Raw genomic sequence first — 18,654 nt, forward strand, 5'->3', positions numbered from 1 at the left:
CAAGATCTTTAAATCTAAAATAAACTATAATAACACATGTCAAAGATTCTGTATTCTGATAAACATATCCAAATCTTTGAAGATAAACTTCGATTCAAGTCTTGGTGTTTGCCATGGGGCAAAAAAGACGTCAAACTATCTCATGTCAAAAAAATTTCTGAAAAGAAGATGGGTTTGTTTTCTGGTAGATTGAGAATTTCAGGTTCTAATAATTTTAGAGATTGGTTTCATTTTGATGCAACAAGGCCTGCAAAGAAAAAAGCAATTGTGCTTGAGACTGATTTTCATGTGTACAAACGACTATGGATTACGCCTGAAAAACACAATATTGCCTTTAATGTACTTAAAAAATTGATTTAGTTCTGGTTATTTTTTTACCTTTAACGATACTGCGAATGCACATACAATAATTGCAATTGCAAAGTACATCACAGCAACATAATCAAACAAAAATGCAATTGTTCCTGCAATTACGGGACCAACTACAGTAGCAATTGATAGTGTTGAGCTAAATATTCCAGTTGAAGTTGAACGTGGGTTGTTGTCCATTAGATGAAAGTTTCCTCCAATGAAAAGAAATGCCCATGTGGCACCAACTAGTGACATGAATGGCATTGCCATCCACCACTCAGTTACAAATGACAATCCTACAAACACAAATGTCGTAGAACCAACCCCTATCTTGAATTTAGTAATATTTGAGAGATGAATCTTGCTTGCCATTACATTCATCAAGATAAAAGCAGTCATTGTGTTTGCTGTATATACAATTGAAATGTGGTATAGTTCTCCTCCCCATTTATCTACAATCATTATTGGAAGAATTACCCAAACAGCTGCAGCACCAATGTGTCTTAGTAGTAATGACAAGAAAAGAAACTTGTTTTTTGAAATAACTTTTTTTGTTGTTCCAGGTTCTACCTCTTTTTCTTGTTCAGGATTTGGTAGTCTGATTGTAAACAACAAACCAACTACAAATGATGCCGCACTAATCAAGAAAATTAATTGCAAGTCATTTGCTAGTCCAGCTGCTGCAATTCCTGCCATCCATCCTAATGCATGAAATGAGATTACTGTTGCAGCTCTTTTTTTGTCGACGTTTGCTTCATAGGTATATGCAATCATTGCAGGAATCATTATTCCACTTGCAATTCCTGCTGCAATTCTTACCAAGAAGAACATGGAAAGATCTGTTGCAAAGTAATGCATTCCAAATGCTATTGCACAACCAATGAATCCAATTCTGATGAATTTGAGCCTAGTTCCCTTCTTGTCTGAGTGTCTACCAAAGTAGATTTCAGAGAGAATCTGGGCAAAGCTAAATGAGGCTACCAAAAGGCCTATCTCAAAGACTGATTCTGTGACGCCTTGGGCAATAATGGGCATGAACACAAAGACAATTGAGATTCCAGCGTGCTGAAAAAATGTGGCACTACGTACTAGATTGTTTACTTGAACTTTTTGCATAAATGTATCAAAAAATTACCTCTGACCTAATTTCAACATACGTATCATTACTACTACAGTTAGTTGTTTTTTCTGAAAAGAGTTAAACTGTACAAACTTATTTTGAAATTAAATTGGCTGAAAAAGAACCATTTTTGGATGCATTGCAAAACAGAGTCTTACTTTTTGATGGTGCAATGGGAACTGAAATTCAAAAATTCAATCCAAAACCTGAAGATTTTCCAAACAATCAAGATGGATTCAATGATGGTTTAGTAGTTACTCATCCTGATTGGATTAAACAAATTCACAGACATTATTTAGATGCCGGAGCTGATTGTATTGAAACAAACTCTTTTGGCTCAAACAAAATTAAACTAGATGAATATGGTTTTGGTGATCAAACAATTGAATTTAATAAAAAAATTGCACAACTTGCATCTGAAGTATGTCAAGAATATTCTGACAGACCTCGATATGTGATTGGTTCTATGGGGCCTTCAGGATTTTTACCAAGCTCAAATGATCCTGATTTGGGACAAAAATCTCTAGATGAAATTAGAGAAGCATTTGAACTGCAAGTAGAGGGATTGATTCTTGGTGGAGTAGATGCATTACTAATTGAAACAAGTCAGGATATTTTGGAGGTAAAATTAGTAATTGAAGCATGTCATCAAGCAATGGGAAAAACTGGAAAGAAGGTTCCAATAATTGCAAATACAACACTAGATCAATATGGCAAAATGTTGCTTGGAACAAACATCCAAGCTGCATACACTACTGTTTCTGATATGGGGATTGATGTCTTTGGAATGAATTGTTCTACTGGTCCCATTGAGATGACTCCAAGTGTTAGATGGCTTGATGAGCAAAATGAACATAATATTTTGGTGGTTCCAAATGCTGGCATGCCTGAAAATGAGGGAGGACAGGCAGTTTACAAGATGACTCCTGATAAAATGGGTGATGCATTAGGTGATTTTCTTAATCAATACAAAAAAGTCCGAATAATTGGAGGCTGTTGCGGAACAAATCCTGAACACATCAAAGTTCTAAGAAAAGTAATTGACGAAAAAGCCAACTCTGTCGAGGGTTAAGTATTTAGAAAAACCGAGATGATTTTACACTATTGACAACCCCTAGAGTAAGTTCCGCATTAAAGGCAGTTGATCTCAAACAAATTCCTGCTCCATTAATTATTGGAGAGAGAATCAACACCCAAGGTTCTCGTAAGGCAAAACAACTAGTCCTTGCAGATGATTATGATGGACTAGTTGATTTAGGCAGAACCCAAGTTGAAGATGGTGCACACTGTCTTGATGTATGTGTTGCAACAACTGAACGCTCTGATGAAAAAGATTTCATGTTAAACCTAGTAAAGCGTTTGAGCTTGGAGGTAGATGCTCCTCTTGTAATCGACTCTACTGATCCTGATGTAATTGATGCATCTGTAAAACAGATTCCAGGAAGACCAATAATCAACTCTATTAATCTTGAAGGTGATGGAAGTAGATTTGAAAAACTTGCACCAATAATGTCAAAGTATGGTTTGCCTGCGATTGCATTATGTATTGGACCAAACGGAATGGCAAAAACTCCTCAAGAAAAACTAGAAACAGCTGAATTACTTTTTGAAACTGGTAAAAAATATGGATTAAAAATTGAACAGTTTATCTTTGATGTGTTGACATTTACACTTGCAACAGGAGAAGACGAATTTCTTGAAGCAGGAAAGAACACTCTTGAAGGAATTCGACTAGTTAAAGAAAAATTCCCTGATTCTTTTACTACCTTGGGTCTAAGCAACATTAGTTTTGGACTGGTTCCATATGCTAGAAAAATTCTAAACTCTGTATTCTTGCATCATGCAATAAAGTCTGGTCTTGATACTGCAATTGTTAATGCAAAAGAGATTATCCCCTATGGGGAGATAGATGAAAAAGAAAGAAAACTTGCAGAAGATCTAATCTTTAACACTCATCCTAATGCACTATCTGAACTAATCACATATTTTGAAAATGCTGGACCTCAAACTAGTACTGCATCAAAGAAAGTCGATGTAGACCCATCTTGGCCTGCAGGAAAGAAGGCTCACTTTAGAATCGTTAACAGACTCAAAGATGGAATAGAAAATGATGTTGTTTTAGCTATTGCAGATAAGGTTGACAAAAATGAAATTCTAAAAGACACTGATGGGGTTCTTTCACTTGATGCCCCTCCTGAAACAACTCATGATGGTGCAATCAGAACTCTCAATGAAGATTTGTTACCTGCAATGAAGGAAGTAGGTGACAAATTTGGAGCAGGGGAATTAATCCTTCCATTTGTTTTGAAATCTGCTGAATGTATGAAGGCAGCTGTCAGTGAACTTGAAAAATATTTGGTCAAAGAAGAGGGCTCTAGTAAAGGAAAATTAGTTTTAGGAACCGTTTATGGTGATGTACATGATATTGGAAAGAATTTGGTAAAGACTATCTTTCAAAATAACGGTTATACTGTTTATGATCTTGGAAAACAAGTCCCTTTGCAACAATTTCTTGAAAAAATTGATGAAGTAAAACCTGATGCAGTTGGATTGTCTGCATTACTAGTTTCTACTTCAAAACAGATGCAGTTCTTTGTAGAGCATGCAAGAAAAAACAATATGGATATTCCGATTCTTTGTGGAGGGGCAGCAATCAACAGCAATTACATCAATCGAATTGCAAAGGAAGATGGAATCTACGAGTCTGGCGTCTTTTACTGTAATACGATGTTTGAAGGCCTAAAAACAATGGATACTTTGGTCTCTGATGAAAAACCAAAACTCTTGGCAGAGTGGAAAGAAAAATTAGAAAACTGGAAAGAAAAATCTACTGCCACAGTAGATCCTGCTAGTTTACCAAAAAGTGATATCAAACCAGTACAACCCCCTACTCCGAAAATTATTGGTGAGCCTATTCGCCTAAAAGCAGAACAAATCAAGATGGATGAAGTATGGCAACTAATTGACAAAAAATCACTCTTCAAACTTTCTTGGGGTCTAAGAGGTAAAGCGGGCTCTGAATCAGAAGCTGATCACGAACAACTGCTGAGTCAATGGAAGATAAGAATAATTCGAGAAAAACTGTTTGAACCCGAAGTGGTTTATGGGTATTTCAAATGTAATAACAAGGATGGAAAACTATCTGTAGAGAATCCTCATGGTGATGATGTATCCTTTGACTTTCCTCGTTCTACAAAACCTGAGCATCTATGTTTGACTGACTATTTTGGTGATAATGATGTTGTCGCATTTCAGGCAGTAACAGTTGGAAACAAAGTTGCAGATATTATTGAACAATGGAATCAAGAAGACAAGTACACTGATGCATATTATCTTCATGGATTAGCAGTTGAAGTTGCAGAAGCATTAGCTGAATGGATTAATAGAAAAATAAAATCTGAACTGAATTTAGATGCGGGTGGTCTGAGATATTCTTGGGGTTTTCCTAGCTGCCCTGATGTATTACAACATCAATTAGTCTGGAAACTCTTAGAACCTCAAAAATCTGGAATGGAATTGACTGAATCAGGCCAAATAATTCCAGAACAATCTACTGCAGCAATAGTTGTACATCACCCTAAAGCACAATATTTTGTACTTTAGAAACTAGTTTTACTCAAAAACTCGTTTAATCCAGTAAAGTCATTTGGAGATGTGAGCAATACGTCACCTGTAATATTGTGTGCTTTTTTCAACAACTCTTCAAATTCCTGACTATATGATTCTAAATCCAAACCCAAAAATTTTGCAGATTTTTCATTTTTTTGTGAAGGAAACAATATGATTGGAATGATTGAGAATTCTTTTAGATTGTCTGCTAATGCTTGTACTTGTCCCGCATTCTGAACTACCTGAGTCATGAATCCTTTTGGTTTTGCATCTGTCTTCTTTCCAAGTTTAGAGAAGTTTGGCTTGTTTGAAACTGAAAGATACAAATCAATTTTTGAATCTATATTTTTCTCCTTTAGTTTTTTTATCGTCAAACTAGGAATCTGCCCAGAATCTGACTTTCCTGTTTGTGACGGATCACCCATCAAAACTAGGATTCCTGCAAAGCCAGTATCAATACATTTTTCAACAAATTCCAAAATTTCTTCTTCGGATTTGTCTCTGACTCTAAGGCTTACTGTAATTGGCAAATCTGGAATTTCTTTTTTAATTATTTTTCCTACTTCTAATGGTGACACTCTTTGAAATCCTAACACATTTTCTGTAAGATGAATTGCATCACATTTTTTTGAAATATCTTTTATCCTCTCAATGAATTTTTTTATTGATTGATCAATATCTACATCAGGTAAAATTTTAGGTGGATTAGCTTCATACCTGATTGTCATATTGTCATTTTTTGTATCCTTGGTTAAAACCTTTGAATACCAAAACCCATATGGAAAAGTAGGAAAGAAGAAAAATGATTCTTAAAAATATCAAATCAACTCTTACTAGTGCAATTCATCCTGTCATTGAAGATCCTGGAGAATATAGGTTGGCGTCAGTTCTAGTTGTAATTTATGGAAATGATCCAATCGTTGTTATGACTGAAAAACCAAAGAACATGAAATTTCATGCAGGTGAAATTTCATTTCCTGGTGGAAAATTAGATTCAGATGATTCAGATCTTTTGGATACTGCATTACGTGAAACAAGTGAAGAGATTGGTTTGACAATTTCAAAAGACCAAGTAGTTGGTCAACTCGAACCTGTGATTACTTTGAATTCTGGATTTAAGATACTGCCATTTGTTGCTATTGTCAATGAGATTCCTTCTCTTTCACCAAATCGAGAAGTTGAGAAAATTTTTCATATGCCTCTTGATTCTTTATTGAAAACTATGGCACATGATCCTGATCCCTCCCACAACATAATCCAAGAAATGTTCGTCTTTGAATATGAAAACAAAATTGTCTGGGGTGCCTCTGCTAGAATCCTAAAACAGATACATGATAGCCTAAAATCCTGAGATTCATTTAAAAAGAGCTCCGCGTGCCTGAAAATCTATGGCTGCACGTAAGTCATCTCCAAGGAAAATTCGTCTGTTGAAAAAAACAAGACAAGCATCACCAGTACCCGCATGGATAATTCTCAAAACAAAGAGAGGTGTTAGAACAAATCCAAAACGTAGGGCTTGGAGATCAACTGATGTGGAGGTAGGATAGATGTCTCAAGAATTAGAACGCGTTTACACAATTCCACTTGGTAAAGTATTGCTCTCTCAATCACAACATAGAGCAGTTAGAGCAATCAATATGATCAAAGAATTTGCTCGTCATCATATGAAAGTTGAAGATATTAAAATTGAAGAAGATTTGGCTCATCAAATATGGGCAAAAGGGGTTCGAAGTCCTCCAAGAAAAATCAGAGTTAGAATGAGTAAGACCGATGAAGGCTATGTACTTGTTTCTCCTTATGAAGAGGAAATTGAATCTAAAGTAACACCTGAAAAAGAAACTCCAAAAGTTGAAGACAAAGTAGAAGAACCAACTAAGGAAGAAACTAAAGTTGAAGCAGAAGTTGAAGAACCAGAAGCAGAAACTGAAGTCGAAGCTGAGGTAGAAGAGCCAAAGAAAGAAGAAACACCAGCAAAAGAAGAAACACCAGCAAAAGAAGAAACACCAGCAAAAGAAGAACCTAAAGTTGAAGACAAAGTAGAAGAACCAACCAAAGAAGCACCTTCTGAAGAACCAAAGAAAGAAGAAAAAGAATAATCTTTTCTCAAAAAATTTTTAGTGTTTAAAAATTATTTTATTCTAATTGGTACAAGTCTAATTCACAATCAATACTACAGTCTGGTGTGTCCCAATCAAGTGTGTCTTCTTGTGAAATCATTCCAAGAGGATCATAGTTATCAAATTTAGTCATTCCTTGAATGGATGATAACATTACTACTTTGGATTCTTCAGATTCTGAAGTCATATCAATTTGTGAATTACTTTCACTTAGAATTCCACTTGTAAGGTTGGTAATGGAATTTAATACTCCCACTGGAATGTTACTTCCTCCAACAACATAAAGCATTGAGCGTTTTACAGCGTTAGGTGGAGCATTTTCGTATAACATTTTGAGTGAATCTCTAAGAGAGTCTTCAATATCTTGACCTTCTTTGCTTGTAGTGAGAATGTTTGTCTCAGAAGACATTTCTGATGTTCCAAGTGATTCAACTACGTGCATGATTGCAGAGTTTGCAATACCATAACATGCTTTTGGAGTTAAATCAGGATTGCTTTCTAATAATGAATCATTATCAAGCACAACAGTGCATTCAGAGTTTTCTCTAACTCTTTTTAGTGATACACCTGAATTGAAAATTCTGTCTTTTTCATATTTGAAAGGCATAATTGCAAATGAAACTAGTCCAATATCTGCATCTTTACACATATCTGATACAACTGGTGCCATGGCTGAGCCTGCTTTCCCAGCTAAATTACTCATCATAACAATTGTGGAATAACCTGAAATCTTTGATTTGATTTCGTCTGAAACGTTGTAAGTTGAACCTCTGATTAATTGCATTGATGGATTTACTACTGAATCAGTTGAAACATGCACAGAAGGCACATCTCCTGTAAAGTCCTTTGAGTCATTACTGATTAAGAGACAATCTGAATTTAGTGAATCTTTGGCTTTGAGTGCTAGTTTTGAGCCTGCACCACCAAGGCCTACTACTAAAACTGGTTCTTTTACTTGAAAACTCATTTCAGATCCTATTCTCTGAATTCCATAAAAAACCTTCTTACGTTTTTTTAATCAAATTTTAGATCTAAAAAATTTAGCTTGCGATCTTTCCAAGAAGGCTATTTTGTGTTGCATCAATGATTTCAATTGTGTGTAATTGACCAATGTCTACTTTTTCAGGGACAAATACTGACTTGTATGCAAAGTTTCTACCTTTGATTCCCTCGTCTGTCTGCTCATCAAAGAGGACGGCTCCTTTCCATCCGATCCACTTTTTGTTGTTCTCAAACGATATTTTGTTGATCTGCTCAAAAATTTTCTTACTTCTTGATTTTACTTCTGCAACATCAATTTGTTCCCATTCAGCTGCCTCTGTTCCAGGTCTGGCACTATATTTTGAGAGATTTACAACATCTGGTCTTGTCTCCTCAAGCAGTTCTACTGTTTTTTTAAAGTCCTCCTTTGTCTCTGATGGGAATCCAACTATGATGTCTGTTGAAATGGTGAAGTCTGAGAATTTTTCTCTTGCCTTCTTTACTATTTCTCTAAATGTTCCAGCAGTATGACCTCTTTTCATATCGTGTAAAACTTTGTCACTTCCGCTTTGTACTGGAATGTGCAAGAATTTGAAGACTTTGTCATTGTCATATGCTTCAATTAGTTTTTCTTTAATTCGTGGCATGTACATTGGATTCATCATACCTACTCTAATCATAAATTCTTCAGGAATTTCTGATACTGCATCAACCAAAGAAGGCAAATCTGTTCCAATATCAAACCCATAACATCCATTATCTGTTGATGTTAGCCAAACTTCTTTACATCCTTCATTGATCTCTGTCTTTACTTGTCTTACAATGTCTCCTAATCTGTAACTTTGCAGATCACCTTTTGAAATCTTAGTTTGGCAAAATGTGCATTCACTCATACATCCACTTGCTATCTCAACTATTCCTACTGCGGGATTCAATCTTACTTTTGGCAGTCCCACTTTTGATAGATCAGTGTCTGCTAATGCAATTTCTTTTCTTCCTTTGAGAGTAGAATCAATGACTTGGAGAGTTTTTCCTAGAGAATTTGGACCAAGTAGACTGGCATTTTCAGAAAATTTCTCAACGGTTTCTTTTTCAGCCTTTGGTAGACAACCAGCTACTACAAGAGGCTTTGTTTTTAATGACTTTATTCTGTGAATCATCTTGTTTGCAGTTGCATCTTTTACAGAACATGTGACAACAACATTAAGATCTGACTCTGAAGAATCTTCAACTAATGTGTGTCCTCCATTTAGAATTAATCCTGAAATCATTTCAGAGTCTGCAAAGCTTGCAGAACATCCGTAAGATTCTACAAATATTTTTGCCATCTTTATCCAAACAGAGAATCAATTTCTTTGTTAGTCATTAGTTTCTTTGAAACAACTAGCTCTCTGATAGTTTTTCCGGTCTTTAATGACTCTTTGAAAAGTTCTGCAGATTTTAGATAACCAATTTTTGGAGTTAACAGAGTTACAATTACTGGGCTATTTTCAATGTCTGCACGTAACTTGTCCTTGTTTGCAGTAAGTCCATCAATTAGATTTGCAGAAAATATTGGCAAGAAATTCTTTAGCATGTCTGTTGACTCTAGCATGCATTTTAGCATTCCAGGTAACATGACATTAAGCTCAAACTGTCCACCTTGTGCTGCATATGATACTGCAGTATCATTCCCAATAACATTAAAACAAATCATGTTCATGCATTCAGCTAATGAAGGATTCACTTTGCCTGGCATGATTGATGAGCCTGCATGAACTGCAGGAATTCCAATTTCTGCCAAACCTGCAATTGGACCTGATGCCATTAGTCTGATATCATTTGCAAGTTTTCCAATTTCTAATGCTAAATTACGTAGTGCACCTGAACAATTTGCAACTGCATATTTGCTTTGCAGTCCATACTGCATATCTTTTTCAGGTTTTAGTGGTAACTTTGAAATTTTTCCAAGCTCTACAATTACAATCTTTCTGTAACCTTTTGGTGTATTTGCACCAGAACCAACAGCAGTTCCACCAAGTGCAACATTTTGTAATTCTTTTTGTGATGCTACAATTTCATTTCTTGCTTTAGTAATAGATGTAACATAAGCTGCAAATTCGCTTCCTAATGTTACTGGTAGTGCATCCATAAGATGGGTTCTTCCAATTTTCTTAAACGATGAAAATTGTTTTGCTTTCTTTGTTAGCGACTTTATCAAAATGTCAATAGCAGGAATTGTTTCTTTTAAATTCATCAAAATTGCAACATGCATTGCAGTTGGATATGTGTCGTTGCTTGATTGTGACATGTTGACATGATCATTTGGATGTAAGAATTCATACTGTCCTTTCTTTTTGTGCAATACCTCTAATGCAACATTTGAAATGACTTCATTTGAATTCATATTAAATGCGGTTCCTGCACCAGAATTTATCATATCAACAACAAATTGTTCAACATATTTTCCCGCCAAGATTTTGTCACAAGCTGAAACAATTGCCTTTCCACGTTTTGTATCAATTGCCTTTGTCTTCATGTTTGCAACAGCAGCTGACCGTTTAATCATAACAAATGCCTTAATCAAATTCTCATGAGATGTGTTTCCAGTAACATGATATTGTTTGATTGCTCTACCAGTAAATGCTCCATAGTATGCATCTGATGGGATTTTGACTTTTCCTAAAGAATCTTGATCTAATCTGAATTTCATATAAAATAGCCTCAACTACCCATTATTCATTCTTTTTCAGCATCATCTTTCATTTTTGTAATTCCCAAATTGGGAAATTGTTATATAGGAACTGGATACCATCGTGCATAATGAATAAGCGTGTTAGTATGCTCTTTACAATTGCAGCAGTAGCTGTAATGGGCGCAACCTTATTCGGAAGCACATACACACAAACCCAAATAGCTGGTCAATCCCTTGACATGGACCAAATGGATGTCTCTGTTATGGATAAGATCAGACATATGGGCGGTTTACAGCTTGTAATGCCTGAAGCATTCGCAGAAACTGATTGTGGTGCTCTAGAAAACTCTGGACGTAATGTCGTTGAGTTTAACTTGACTGGTGAAAGTGTTGAACTTCCAATCATGGGAGGAAAAACATATCACGCAATGACTTTCAGTGAACAAGTCCCAGGACCAACACTAAGAGTTACACAAGGTGATGTTGTTAAAATGACACTTACAATTCCAGATGATGAAGTTACTGGACACGGTAACGACATGCATGCATCACAAATGTCAGCAGGAAACTTTGAATCAGTTAATCCTGGTGAAACAAGTCAGTACTGTTACATCGCTGAATCTGCTGGTATGTTCAAATACCATTGTTCTGGTGTTAAACTAATTGGTATGGACCAACACGTACTTTCCGGCATGTACGGAATTACAATTGTTGATCCTGCAAATGGTTACAAGAAATTAATGGTTGAGAAAACAAGCGGAAGTGGTGAACTTGACAGAAAATTCTATGATGCAGATGCATTAGAGTTCCAACTCCAATACAATCAGTTGTACCTTACACCTGAAGGCAACTATGATGCCGGTGCAATGTTCAAACATCAAAACACTGCAACAGTTGTAAATGGACTACAATTTGGTTATGTACCAAACATGGCTCATAACTTACTCGTCAATGGCGATGTAAACAAGAACATCTTTGTTGCACAACCATGGAATGGACTTGAACACAAGCAATACCAATCACAACTCTTATTTGTTGAAAATGATCAACACGTAAGATTATTCGTTGAAAACCAAGGTAACGAACCAGTATTCTTCCACATTGTTGGAGAAATTTTGGACAGAGTTACACAAGGTAACAGAGTACAATCCGCAGCAACTGAAACATGGTTACTCGGTGGCTCACAAGGAATGATTGTTGACTTGGTATTTGATGAACCAGGTGCATACGCAGCAGTTAATCATGACTATGCAGCAATTTACACTGGCGCAGCTACAGTCTTTGTAGCAGGTGATCCATTCGGCTTGAACCCAGTTCTAGTTGAGAAAGGAGTTATCCCAGCACCAGTCGCATCTTATGCATATGCTTTGGGTAACCCAAGTAGTGCTGTCCCACCAATGGGAATGAACAGTATTGCTCACCCAGCAATTAACATTCATGGTTTGATGACTGACAACGTAGCTTCTGAAATGCAAGAAAGTGGCGATTATGTCGCATTATGGGAAGTAATTCCTGTAGTAGCAGAAATCTTAACTTCTTGATAACATAACATCTTTTTCTTTTTATTATTTTGAATGAATTATATTCCGTAGCTCTATTTTGTATTTTATGGGATTTGATGATTCTGTACTGATCTGTGATGAAGTAGATCCAATTTTAAATAAAATTTTACAGGATAATGGCTTGAAAATATCTTATGAGCCCGAAATTACCCCTGAACAAATTTTAGAGAAAATTTCTGATTACAATATTGTGATTGTTAGAAGTAGAACTACAATCACAAAAGAAATGATCGCTAAAGCAGACAATTGTAAGATTATTGCCCGTGTTGGAGTTGGACTTGATAATGTTGATCAAGAAGCTGCCAAAACAAAAGACATTCGTGTAATTAATGCCGTAGAGGGTGCAATGAATGCAGTTGCAGAATTAGTATTAGGTTTGATGTTATCTCTTGCAAGACAAACTGCAAGAGGTGATAGGGGTATTAGAAATGAACAATGGCTTAAAAAAGAATTGAAAGGAACAGAACTTGCAGGAAAATATCTTGGAATTGTTGGATTAGGAAACATTGGAAAACGATTGGGAAGACTTGCACGTGCACTTAACATGAATATCATCGGCTATGATGTGGTTCCAATTGATGAAGAATTTTCAAAAGAAGTTGGTTTGATGAAAGCTGATTTGAATACTCTTTTACAAAGTTCTGATTATATTTCAATTCATGTTCCACTACTTGATTCAACATACCATCTTTTAGATGCTCAGAAAATGTCTACAATGAAAAAGACTGCAAAAATTATCAATACTTCTAGAGGTGGAGTAGTTGATGAAGATGCACTTTATGATGCACTCAAAAATGGAACTTTGGGTGGTGCAGCATTAGATGTATTTGAAAAAGAACCTGCTATTGGAACAAAGTTGGCAGAACTTGACAATGTCATTTTAACTCCTCATATTGGTGCTCAAACAAAAGAAGCACAATCCTTAGCAGCAAATGTAATTGCCGAGAAAATTGTTCAGATTTTACGAGGCGTTATCTGACAATTTCTGCGTGATTCTTAAAAATACTCAAAAAAGTTGACTTTTACGTGATTAATTATCGTCTCTTTGTTTTTAACACCCATTTGGAGGAAGTCAATCGTTGAATAACCATAGTACACACCAATTACAATCTGATAGATTAAGAAATTTGACCAATGGTAATTCACTGCTAAAAATTTCTCTAGGGTTAATCTTCTTTACAATACTCTCATCTGCATTTGTGTATGCTGAAACAATATCCGTTGATGTAGATGGAACTAGTTATGATGTTGATTATACTGTATCTGGAATGTCTGTATCTGGCATTGAAGCTGATTCTGATTTCATTTCTCTACTTTTTACTGTAGATGTAACTGATTCTCTAGGTATTTTGGAAATTACTTTTGATAGAACTTTTTACGATTCCATTTATCAAGGATTAGATGATGAGTTTATAGTAATTGCTGATGGTGGACTTGAACCTACTGTTACTGAAACTGTTACAAATTCACAAAGCAGAACATTAAAAATTGAATTACCTCCTGGAACACAAGATGTTGAAATTATTGGTTCTGTATTTGGTAGAACTATAGAAGAAACACCTGAACCTGAGGAAACAATTCCTGAAAAACAAATTCCTGCAGCATTTGTTGATACTTCAAAAGATCCAAAGTTCTATGTTGAACGCTATGTTACTGAATCATCATACAAGACCTGGTTTGAAGAGAATTATTCTGATTATACATTTCATGAGGCTTTAGATATTTCAAAATCTGAATTAGATAAACTAATTGCTGAAGTTGAAGCAGAGAATTCTGCTCCTGCTCAAGTAGAAACTCCGGTAGAAACTCCTGACGAGACCACTGAAACAACACAATGTGGTGCTGGAACCGTTCTCAAAGATGGGGCCTGTGTTTTAGATGATAGATGTGGTCCTGGAACAATTTTCCAAGATGGAGCATGTGTAGTTGAACAACAAACATCTACTTCTCCAACATCTACTCCCCAACCAACTTCTTTCAAAGGACTTGGTAAAGAATTAGGTTATGGATTAATTGCAGCATTTATTGTAACTGGTGCAATTGCAATCATCTTGGCATTAATGTCTAAGGCCAGTAAAAACAGAGATTAATCACAAGTCAAATCTTCTGCGTTCATCATTTGATCAAAATCAAATGCCGAAATTTGTGTAGTTGATGAATATGGTATTATGCCTAGAATAGGTGTGTGTGTTTGAATTACTACGATGAATTGATTTGGATCTAATCTGATATCTCCTGAATCAAACTCAAAATCAAAATTCATGAAAGTATGTTGTGCATGTGAGATATTTTCAGATGAAAAAACTCCTTCTTGAATTCCTGATGACGATGGATTAAGTGTCAATGGTTTTACTTCATATGATCCTATATTTGTTCCAGTGTAAAATATTGAAAGTTCAAATTTTTCAAATGTCATCCAAAACGGAAGTGTGTTACAAAACTCCATCTCCCCATGATTTGACATTGTAAAAAATGAAAAAGTTCCTGGAGAATGCCATCTGTATTCTAATTGCTGACTACCAACGATATTCATTGCAGCAACTACAAACGGAGTGACAATTACTATGATTGCAATTGCAGTTATTGCAGAATATTTATTCATATTTCATTTCCTGTCTCTTGTTCAAGTGAAATTATGTTTCTTTCAATTAGATTGTTTATTGCATTAACTAGATCATCGTCACTTATCGCACCTTCAAGCCACCAGTACCCTACGTTTTTCACCCATTCTGGAATTCGAACATCATAAACAGTTGTTTCATTTACATCAAATGGAATTTTAAAAAGTTCTAAATCCTCTGTGAATTTCTCAAATGCATCAATCAAAAATCCATCTGAAATATTTCCTGAAAGCCAATTTGCCATAATTGGTTTTACTGTTTCTGGAATGCATACTTTACCTGAATCGATTAATGTAAATTCTGCAGTTGTCTGTGCTTCTGAATATTCAACATCAATAAAGTATTTTCCTAACGGAAAAATTTCTTTTTCAAAAGCAACTCTTGATGGTACTGGATTTTCTAAATCTGTTATTGGAAATGGAATTGCACTACTTCCTTTTCCTGTATCATCTCTAATGTGAATTATTGCAGGATTTCCTGTAACTTCTGAAACTTTGATTGTATAGAATAATTTTTCACAGTAACTGTAAGTTGTTTTTTCCATGATAATTTCTACTGTAGACTCTGCATGTGCAGATGGTAAAACAGTCAAACTTAGTATTACGATCGTGGCTACTATTCCCACTTTTACTCTCATCATTTTTTTGCTCATTTTACTCAATAAAAATCTCAAAACAATTCTCAGGAATCTTTTTTAACAACTTTGACGTCCTTATATTATCGAGTTTTCTGCGGATGCAACTCTTCGAGTGCGTGGAATGTGATGCCCCACTCAAGAGAATTTTAACTACCTAGCGGTGCTCAGATTCACACGATTTACAGTTATTAAAGGGGATTTCACTATGCCCGATATGCCTAGTCGTCAAGACCAAATTTGGATCAGACTCTGGAAAGAAAATGCTCCAGAACTACGTGAACGTGTAGTTGGCTGGCGTAAACAAAATGCAGTGACTCGTATTGACAAACCCAGCAGAATTCAAAGGGCAAGAAGATTAGGATACAAAGCAAAACAAGGCATTATTGTTGTTAGAATGAGAGTAGGTACTGGTGGTATGAGAAAACAGAGACCTACTGGTGGTAGAAGGCCAAAACATCTTGGTGTTACAAGAATTAAAGCAGATGACAATATGAAAACTGTTGCTGAAAGAAGAGTCAGCGAAAGATATCCAAACATGAAGCTATTGGGCTCTTACTTTATCTACAAAGATGGTAAACACTATTGGTTTGAAGTAATCTTGGCAGACCCAGATCATCCAAGAGTTGCACAAGATAAAGAATTAACTAAACGTATATCTCAAACAGCATAAATTGAAAATATTATTTTTCATTCCGTTATTATTACTTCTAATAATATCTCCTGTGTTTGGTCAACTTTCTGATCAAACCGGATTATTAACACGTCTTGATGTTGATACAAGTGGTCATACTTTTGAAGTTGTTGTTGTTTCAAATTTTGAGATTCTAGATCATGAGTTTAACAAAAATGAAAAACGTTTAACCATCTTCATTAACAGTGGTCTTGAAGATAATCTAGGTGAAGTAACAATACCTAAAAATCTCCTTGGTGGTAATTTCACCTATCAGATAAATGATATGACATCTATTCAAGAATTCAAATCGAATGAAAGAATTTCATTTGTTACTTTGAATTTTACTGGAATTGGTGACAACAAAATCGACATCATTGGAACAGACGCGTTAGTTGGAGTAAAAGAGGTTGTAGAAATGGTTCCTGATGAAATTGTTTATGAAGAACCGGGTGGTGGTTGTTTGATTGCAACTGCAACATTTGGTTCTGAATTGTCACCTCAAGTGCAGCAGTTAAGAGAACTTCGAGATGGAAAATTACTGCAAACAGAACCTGGAAAATCTTTCATGAATTCATTTAACGCATTTTACTATTCATTCAGTCCTCAAATAGCAGACCATCAACGAGAAAATCCTATATTTAATGAATTGATAAAGGCAGGAATTACACCTATGATTACTAGTTTATCTTTAATGGACTATGCAGAAACTGAATCTGAGATGATATCTATTGGAATGTTTTTGATTATTCTAAATATTGGAATGTATGTTGGATTACCTGCAATTGTAATTATGGGAATAAGGAAAATCTAATTCATTTTTTAAACATAATCCATATTCTTGTTCCAACAAAAATTCCAACTGCTGCTGCAATTAGTAATGGAATAATGATTTGTCCTTCTTCCATACTCTGTGTTGTTTGAAATTGCATTAATGTCTTTTACAAATCCTTAAAATTTAGAGGCCAAAGTTATTTTGTGGATAATGCAAAAATTGCTATTGTTGGAGGATTCATAACAGCTGTAGTATTATCAATTGTTGTAATTCTACTTTGAAAATCTAGTCTTCACTAAGTAATTTTTGAATCATTGATTCTGTTTGTCCAACTTGACCAAATGAAACATCTCTGAGAATTCCTTTTCTATCGACTAGAATAGTTGATGGGGTTCCACGTAGTGCAAATTTTTCAAATGTTTCGGCCGAATATTCTTTTGATTTCATGTAATCTTTGACTCTTTGTATGATTTGATTTTTGTATTCTTCAGGTTGTGAGTCAAACTCTGGAATTTGTGGATAGATAAACTCCATGATTTTTTCTTGGCTTATCTCACCTGCTGTCTTTACCAAGTTATCCATTGCTAAAGGAAATGGAATTTTGTATGGTAGTTTATCTCCTTCTTGTAGTTGTCCATTCATTTGAAATGCACTTTTTGTTTCTCCTACTATTTCTCCAGTTTCTACTAGCATCTTCAAATTATCTAATGTATTTTTATCAAAATCCTCAAAAGCCGTAGCAATTCCAATTACTCTTACTCCATCATCTTTGTATTTGTTGTAAATCTCAATTGCTTCTGGTAAAGCATGCATAAAACAACCTGGGCAGTTTACTTGGAATACTTCCACTAGAACTATGTGATCTTTTTCTTGGTCAAAGTTTGTTGGTGCACCTTGGACCCAGTCTGAGACTCCAAAATTTGGCACTTTATCACCAATTACTGCGCTCATGAGAAATTAACATATTTTTTCCATTAAATACATACCTCAAAATTTTTGGAATTTCTTCTGATTACCTAAATATAGGACACAGAAATCTCAAAAAATGTTGCAAGTAGTTACTGATGATCGATTGACTCTTTTTGCTGAAATGGAAAAAAAGTATGAGCAAAAAGACACTGAATACTTTGTAAAACTTTTAGATCATTCTGATTATGTGGTCAGAACTAGAGCTACATGTATTTTAGTTGATTTTGGTGGTGAAGATAAAGTTCCCTATATTGCAAAAGTTTTGAAAAACGATGATAATGAATTGGTAAGACATGAAGCTGCTTTTTCCTTAGGTCAGATGTGTTATTCTAGCTCAGTTCCTCCACTAACTGATGCAACTCTAAATGATCCAAGTATGTTTGTACGACATGAAGCTGCAATTGCATTAGGTGTTGTTGGCAATAAAGATGCAAAAGATGCCTTGGAGAAAGCATTAGATGATCCTGATGAACCAGTTGTAGAATCTGCAGTTGTAGCCCTATCTAATATTGAATTTATGGAAAAGTTAAGTAAGAACGAGAAGTTTGCAAAGTTAACAGGTGGATGA

Annotated in this window: 20 protein-coding genes; 12 read left to right on the plus strand and 8 right to left on the minus strand. The window is 35.3% G+C overall.

Annotated features, from left to right (window positions below):
- The first annotated feature begins 36 nt into the window (after window positions 1–36).
- A complete protein-coding gene (locus tag ACQY22_RS05945; RefSeq protein WP_428323790.1) occupies window positions 37–360 on the plus strand; it encodes a hypothetical protein in 324 nt (107 codons plus the stop codon).
- A 6-nt stretch (window positions 361–366) separates the two neighbouring features.
- Here ACQY22_RS05945 and ACQY22_RS05950 read toward each other — a convergent pair whose 3' ends face one another.
- On the minus strand, window positions 367–1,467 hold the full coding sequence (locus ACQY22_RS05950; protein WP_428323791.1) for an MFS transporter: 1,101 nt from the start codon (window positions 1,465–1,467) through the stop codon (window positions 367–369).
- 113 nt (window positions 1,468–1,580) lie between these two features.
- On the opposite strand from ACQY22_RS05950, the gene ACQY22_RS05955 reads away from it, so the two are divergent.
- Together ACQY22_RS05955 and ACQY22_RS05960 are read left to right on the plus strand one after the other, a co-directional pair.
- Window positions 1,581–2,543, plus strand: a complete 963-nt coding sequence (locus ACQY22_RS05955) for a homocysteine S-methyltransferase family protein (protein ID WP_428323792.1) — start codon at window positions 1,581–1,583, stop codon at window positions 2,541–2,543.
- Between the two features lie 32 nt (window positions 2,544–2,575).
- Window positions 2,576–5,074, plus strand: coding sequence for a dihydropteroate synthase (locus tag ACQY22_RS05960; protein ID WP_428323793.1), 2,499 nt, complete (start codon window positions 2,576–2,578; stop codon window positions 5,072–5,074).
- Here the strand turns inward: ACQY22_RS05960 and ACQY22_RS05965 are convergent.
- On the minus strand, window positions 5,071–5,808 hold the full coding sequence (locus ACQY22_RS05965) for a 5,10-methenyltetrahydrofolate synthetase (RefSeq protein WP_428323794.1): 738 nt from the start codon (window positions 5,806–5,808) through the stop codon (window positions 5,071–5,073). The two genes, ACQY22_RS05960 and ACQY22_RS05965, sit on opposite strands and share 4 nt — an antisense overlap.
- 74 nt (window positions 5,809–5,882) lie before the next feature.
- On the opposite strand from ACQY22_RS05965, the gene ACQY22_RS05970 reads away from it, so the two are divergent.
- Genes ACQY22_RS05970 through ACQY22_RS05980 form a run of 3 tightly spaced genes read left to right on the plus strand, consistent with a single transcriptional unit; the run spans window position 5,883 to window position 7,176 of the window.
- The gene (locus ACQY22_RS05970; protein WP_428323795.1) at window positions 5,883–6,431 is read left to right on the plus strand and encodes an NUDIX hydrolase; all 549 of its coding nucleotides are present in this window, start codon (window positions 5,883–5,885) and stop codon (window positions 6,429–6,431) included.
- A gap of 37 nt (window positions 6,432–6,468) precedes the next feature.
- Window positions 6,469–6,627 carry a 50S ribosomal protein L39e gene (locus ACQY22_RS05975; RefSeq protein WP_428323796.1) on the plus strand — a complete coding sequence of 53 codons (159 nt, stop codon included), beginning with the start codon at window positions 6,469–6,471 and terminating at the stop codon, window positions 6,625–6,627.
- Window positions 6,628–7,176, plus strand: coding sequence for a 50S ribosomal protein L31e (locus tag ACQY22_RS05980; RefSeq protein WP_428323797.1), 549 nt, complete (start codon window positions 6,628–6,630; stop codon window positions 7,174–7,176).
- Between the two features lie 37 nt (window positions 7,177–7,213).
- Here the strand turns inward: ACQY22_RS05980 and ACQY22_RS05985 are convergent, their stop codons facing one another.
- The 3 genes from ACQY22_RS05985 to ACQY22_RS05995 all read right to left on the minus strand — a co-directional run bounded on the left by ACQY22_RS05985 (window position 7,214) and on the right by ACQY22_RS05995 (window position 10,870).
- On the minus strand, window positions 7,214–8,164 hold the full coding sequence (locus ACQY22_RS05985) for a cell division protein FtsZ (protein ID WP_428323798.1): 951 nt from the start codon (window positions 8,162–8,164) through the stop codon (window positions 7,214–7,216).
- Window positions 8,165–8,237: 73 nt separating this feature from the next.
- Window positions 8,238–9,506, minus strand: a complete 1,269-nt coding sequence (locus ACQY22_RS05990; RefSeq protein WP_428323799.1) for a tRNA (N(6)-L-threonylcarbamoyladenosine(37)-C(2))-methylthiotransferase — start codon at window positions 9,504–9,506, stop codon at window positions 8,238–8,240.
- A 2-nt stretch (window positions 9,507–9,508) separates the two neighbouring features.
- Window positions 9,509–10,870, minus strand: a complete 1,362-nt coding sequence (locus ACQY22_RS05995) for an aspartate ammonia-lyase (RefSeq protein WP_428323800.1) — start codon at window positions 10,868–10,870, stop codon at window positions 9,509–9,511.
- A 128-nt stretch (window positions 10,871–10,998) separates the two neighbouring features.
- Between ACQY22_RS05995 and ACQY22_RS06000 the strand changes: the two genes are divergently transcribed.
- The 3 genes from ACQY22_RS06000 to ACQY22_RS06010 all read left to right on the plus strand — a co-directional run bounded on the left by ACQY22_RS06000 (window position 10,999) and on the right by ACQY22_RS06010 (window position 14,504).
- Window positions 10,999–12,393 carry a multicopper oxidase domain-containing protein gene (locus tag ACQY22_RS06000; RefSeq protein WP_428325530.1) on the plus strand — a complete coding sequence of 465 codons (1,395 nt, stop codon included), beginning with the start codon at window positions 10,999–11,001 and terminating at the stop codon, window positions 12,391–12,393.
- Between the two features lie 67 nt (window positions 12,394–12,460).
- Window positions 12,461–13,393: a D-2-hydroxyacid dehydrogenase gene (locus ACQY22_RS06005; protein WP_428323801.1), complete on the plus strand. Its 933-nt coding sequence runs from the start codon at window positions 12,461–12,463 to the stop codon at window positions 13,391–13,393.
- A gap of 100 nt (window positions 13,394–13,493) precedes the next feature.
- Window positions 13,494–14,504, plus strand: a complete 1,011-nt coding sequence (locus ACQY22_RS06010) for a hypothetical protein (RefSeq protein ID WP_428323802.1) — start codon at window positions 13,494–13,496, stop codon at window positions 14,502–14,504.
- Here the strand turns inward: ACQY22_RS06010 and ACQY22_RS06015 are convergent.
- Complete coding sequence (locus tag ACQY22_RS06015; protein WP_428323803.1) at window positions 14,501–15,016, minus strand: thr operon leader peptide; 516 nt, start codon at window positions 15,014–15,016, stop codon at window positions 14,501–14,503. The two genes, ACQY22_RS06010 and ACQY22_RS06015, sit on opposite strands and share 4 nt — an antisense overlap.
- Complete coding sequence (locus tag ACQY22_RS06020) at window positions 15,013–15,672, minus strand: hypothetical protein (protein WP_428325531.1); 660 nt, start codon at window positions 15,670–15,672, stop codon at window positions 15,013–15,015. Before ACQY22_RS06020 ends, ACQY22_RS06015 begins: the two co-directional genes overlap by 4 nt.
- Before the next feature lie 214 nt (window positions 15,673–15,886).
- Here ACQY22_RS06020 and ACQY22_RS06025 point away from each other — a divergent pair, with 214 nt between their 5' ends.
- Both ACQY22_RS06025 and ACQY22_RS06030 read left to right on the plus strand, forming a co-directional pair.
- Complete coding sequence (locus tag ACQY22_RS06025; protein ID WP_428325532.1) at window positions 15,887–16,342, plus strand: 50S ribosomal protein L15e; 456 nt, start codon at window positions 15,887–15,889, stop codon at window positions 16,340–16,342.
- 1 nt (window position 16,343) lies between these two features.
- Window positions 16,344–17,156, plus strand: coding sequence for a CFI-box-CTERM domain-containing protein (locus ACQY22_RS06030; protein WP_428323804.1), 813 nt, complete (start codon window positions 16,344–16,346; stop codon window positions 17,154–17,156).
- A 246-nt stretch (window positions 17,157–17,402) separates the two neighbouring features.
- Here the strand turns inward: ACQY22_RS06030 and ACQY22_RS06035 are convergent, their stop codons facing one another.
- Window positions 17,403–18,068 (minus strand): TlpA family protein disulfide reductase, encoded by a 666-nt coding sequence (locus ACQY22_RS06035; protein ID WP_428323805.1) that lies wholly within the window; start codon window positions 18,066–18,068, stop codon window positions 17,403–17,405.
- 94 nt (window positions 18,069–18,162) lie between these two features.
- Between ACQY22_RS06035 and ACQY22_RS06040 the strand changes: the two genes are divergently transcribed.
- A complete protein-coding gene (locus ACQY22_RS06040; protein WP_428323806.1) occupies window positions 18,163–18,654 on the plus strand; it encodes a HEAT repeat domain-containing protein in 492 nt (163 codons plus the stop codon).

This window comes from Candidatus Nitrosopumilus sp., assembly GCF_965263415.1.
GTDB lineage: Archaea > Thermoproteota > Nitrososphaeria > Nitrososphaerales > Nitrosopumilaceae > Nitrosopumilus.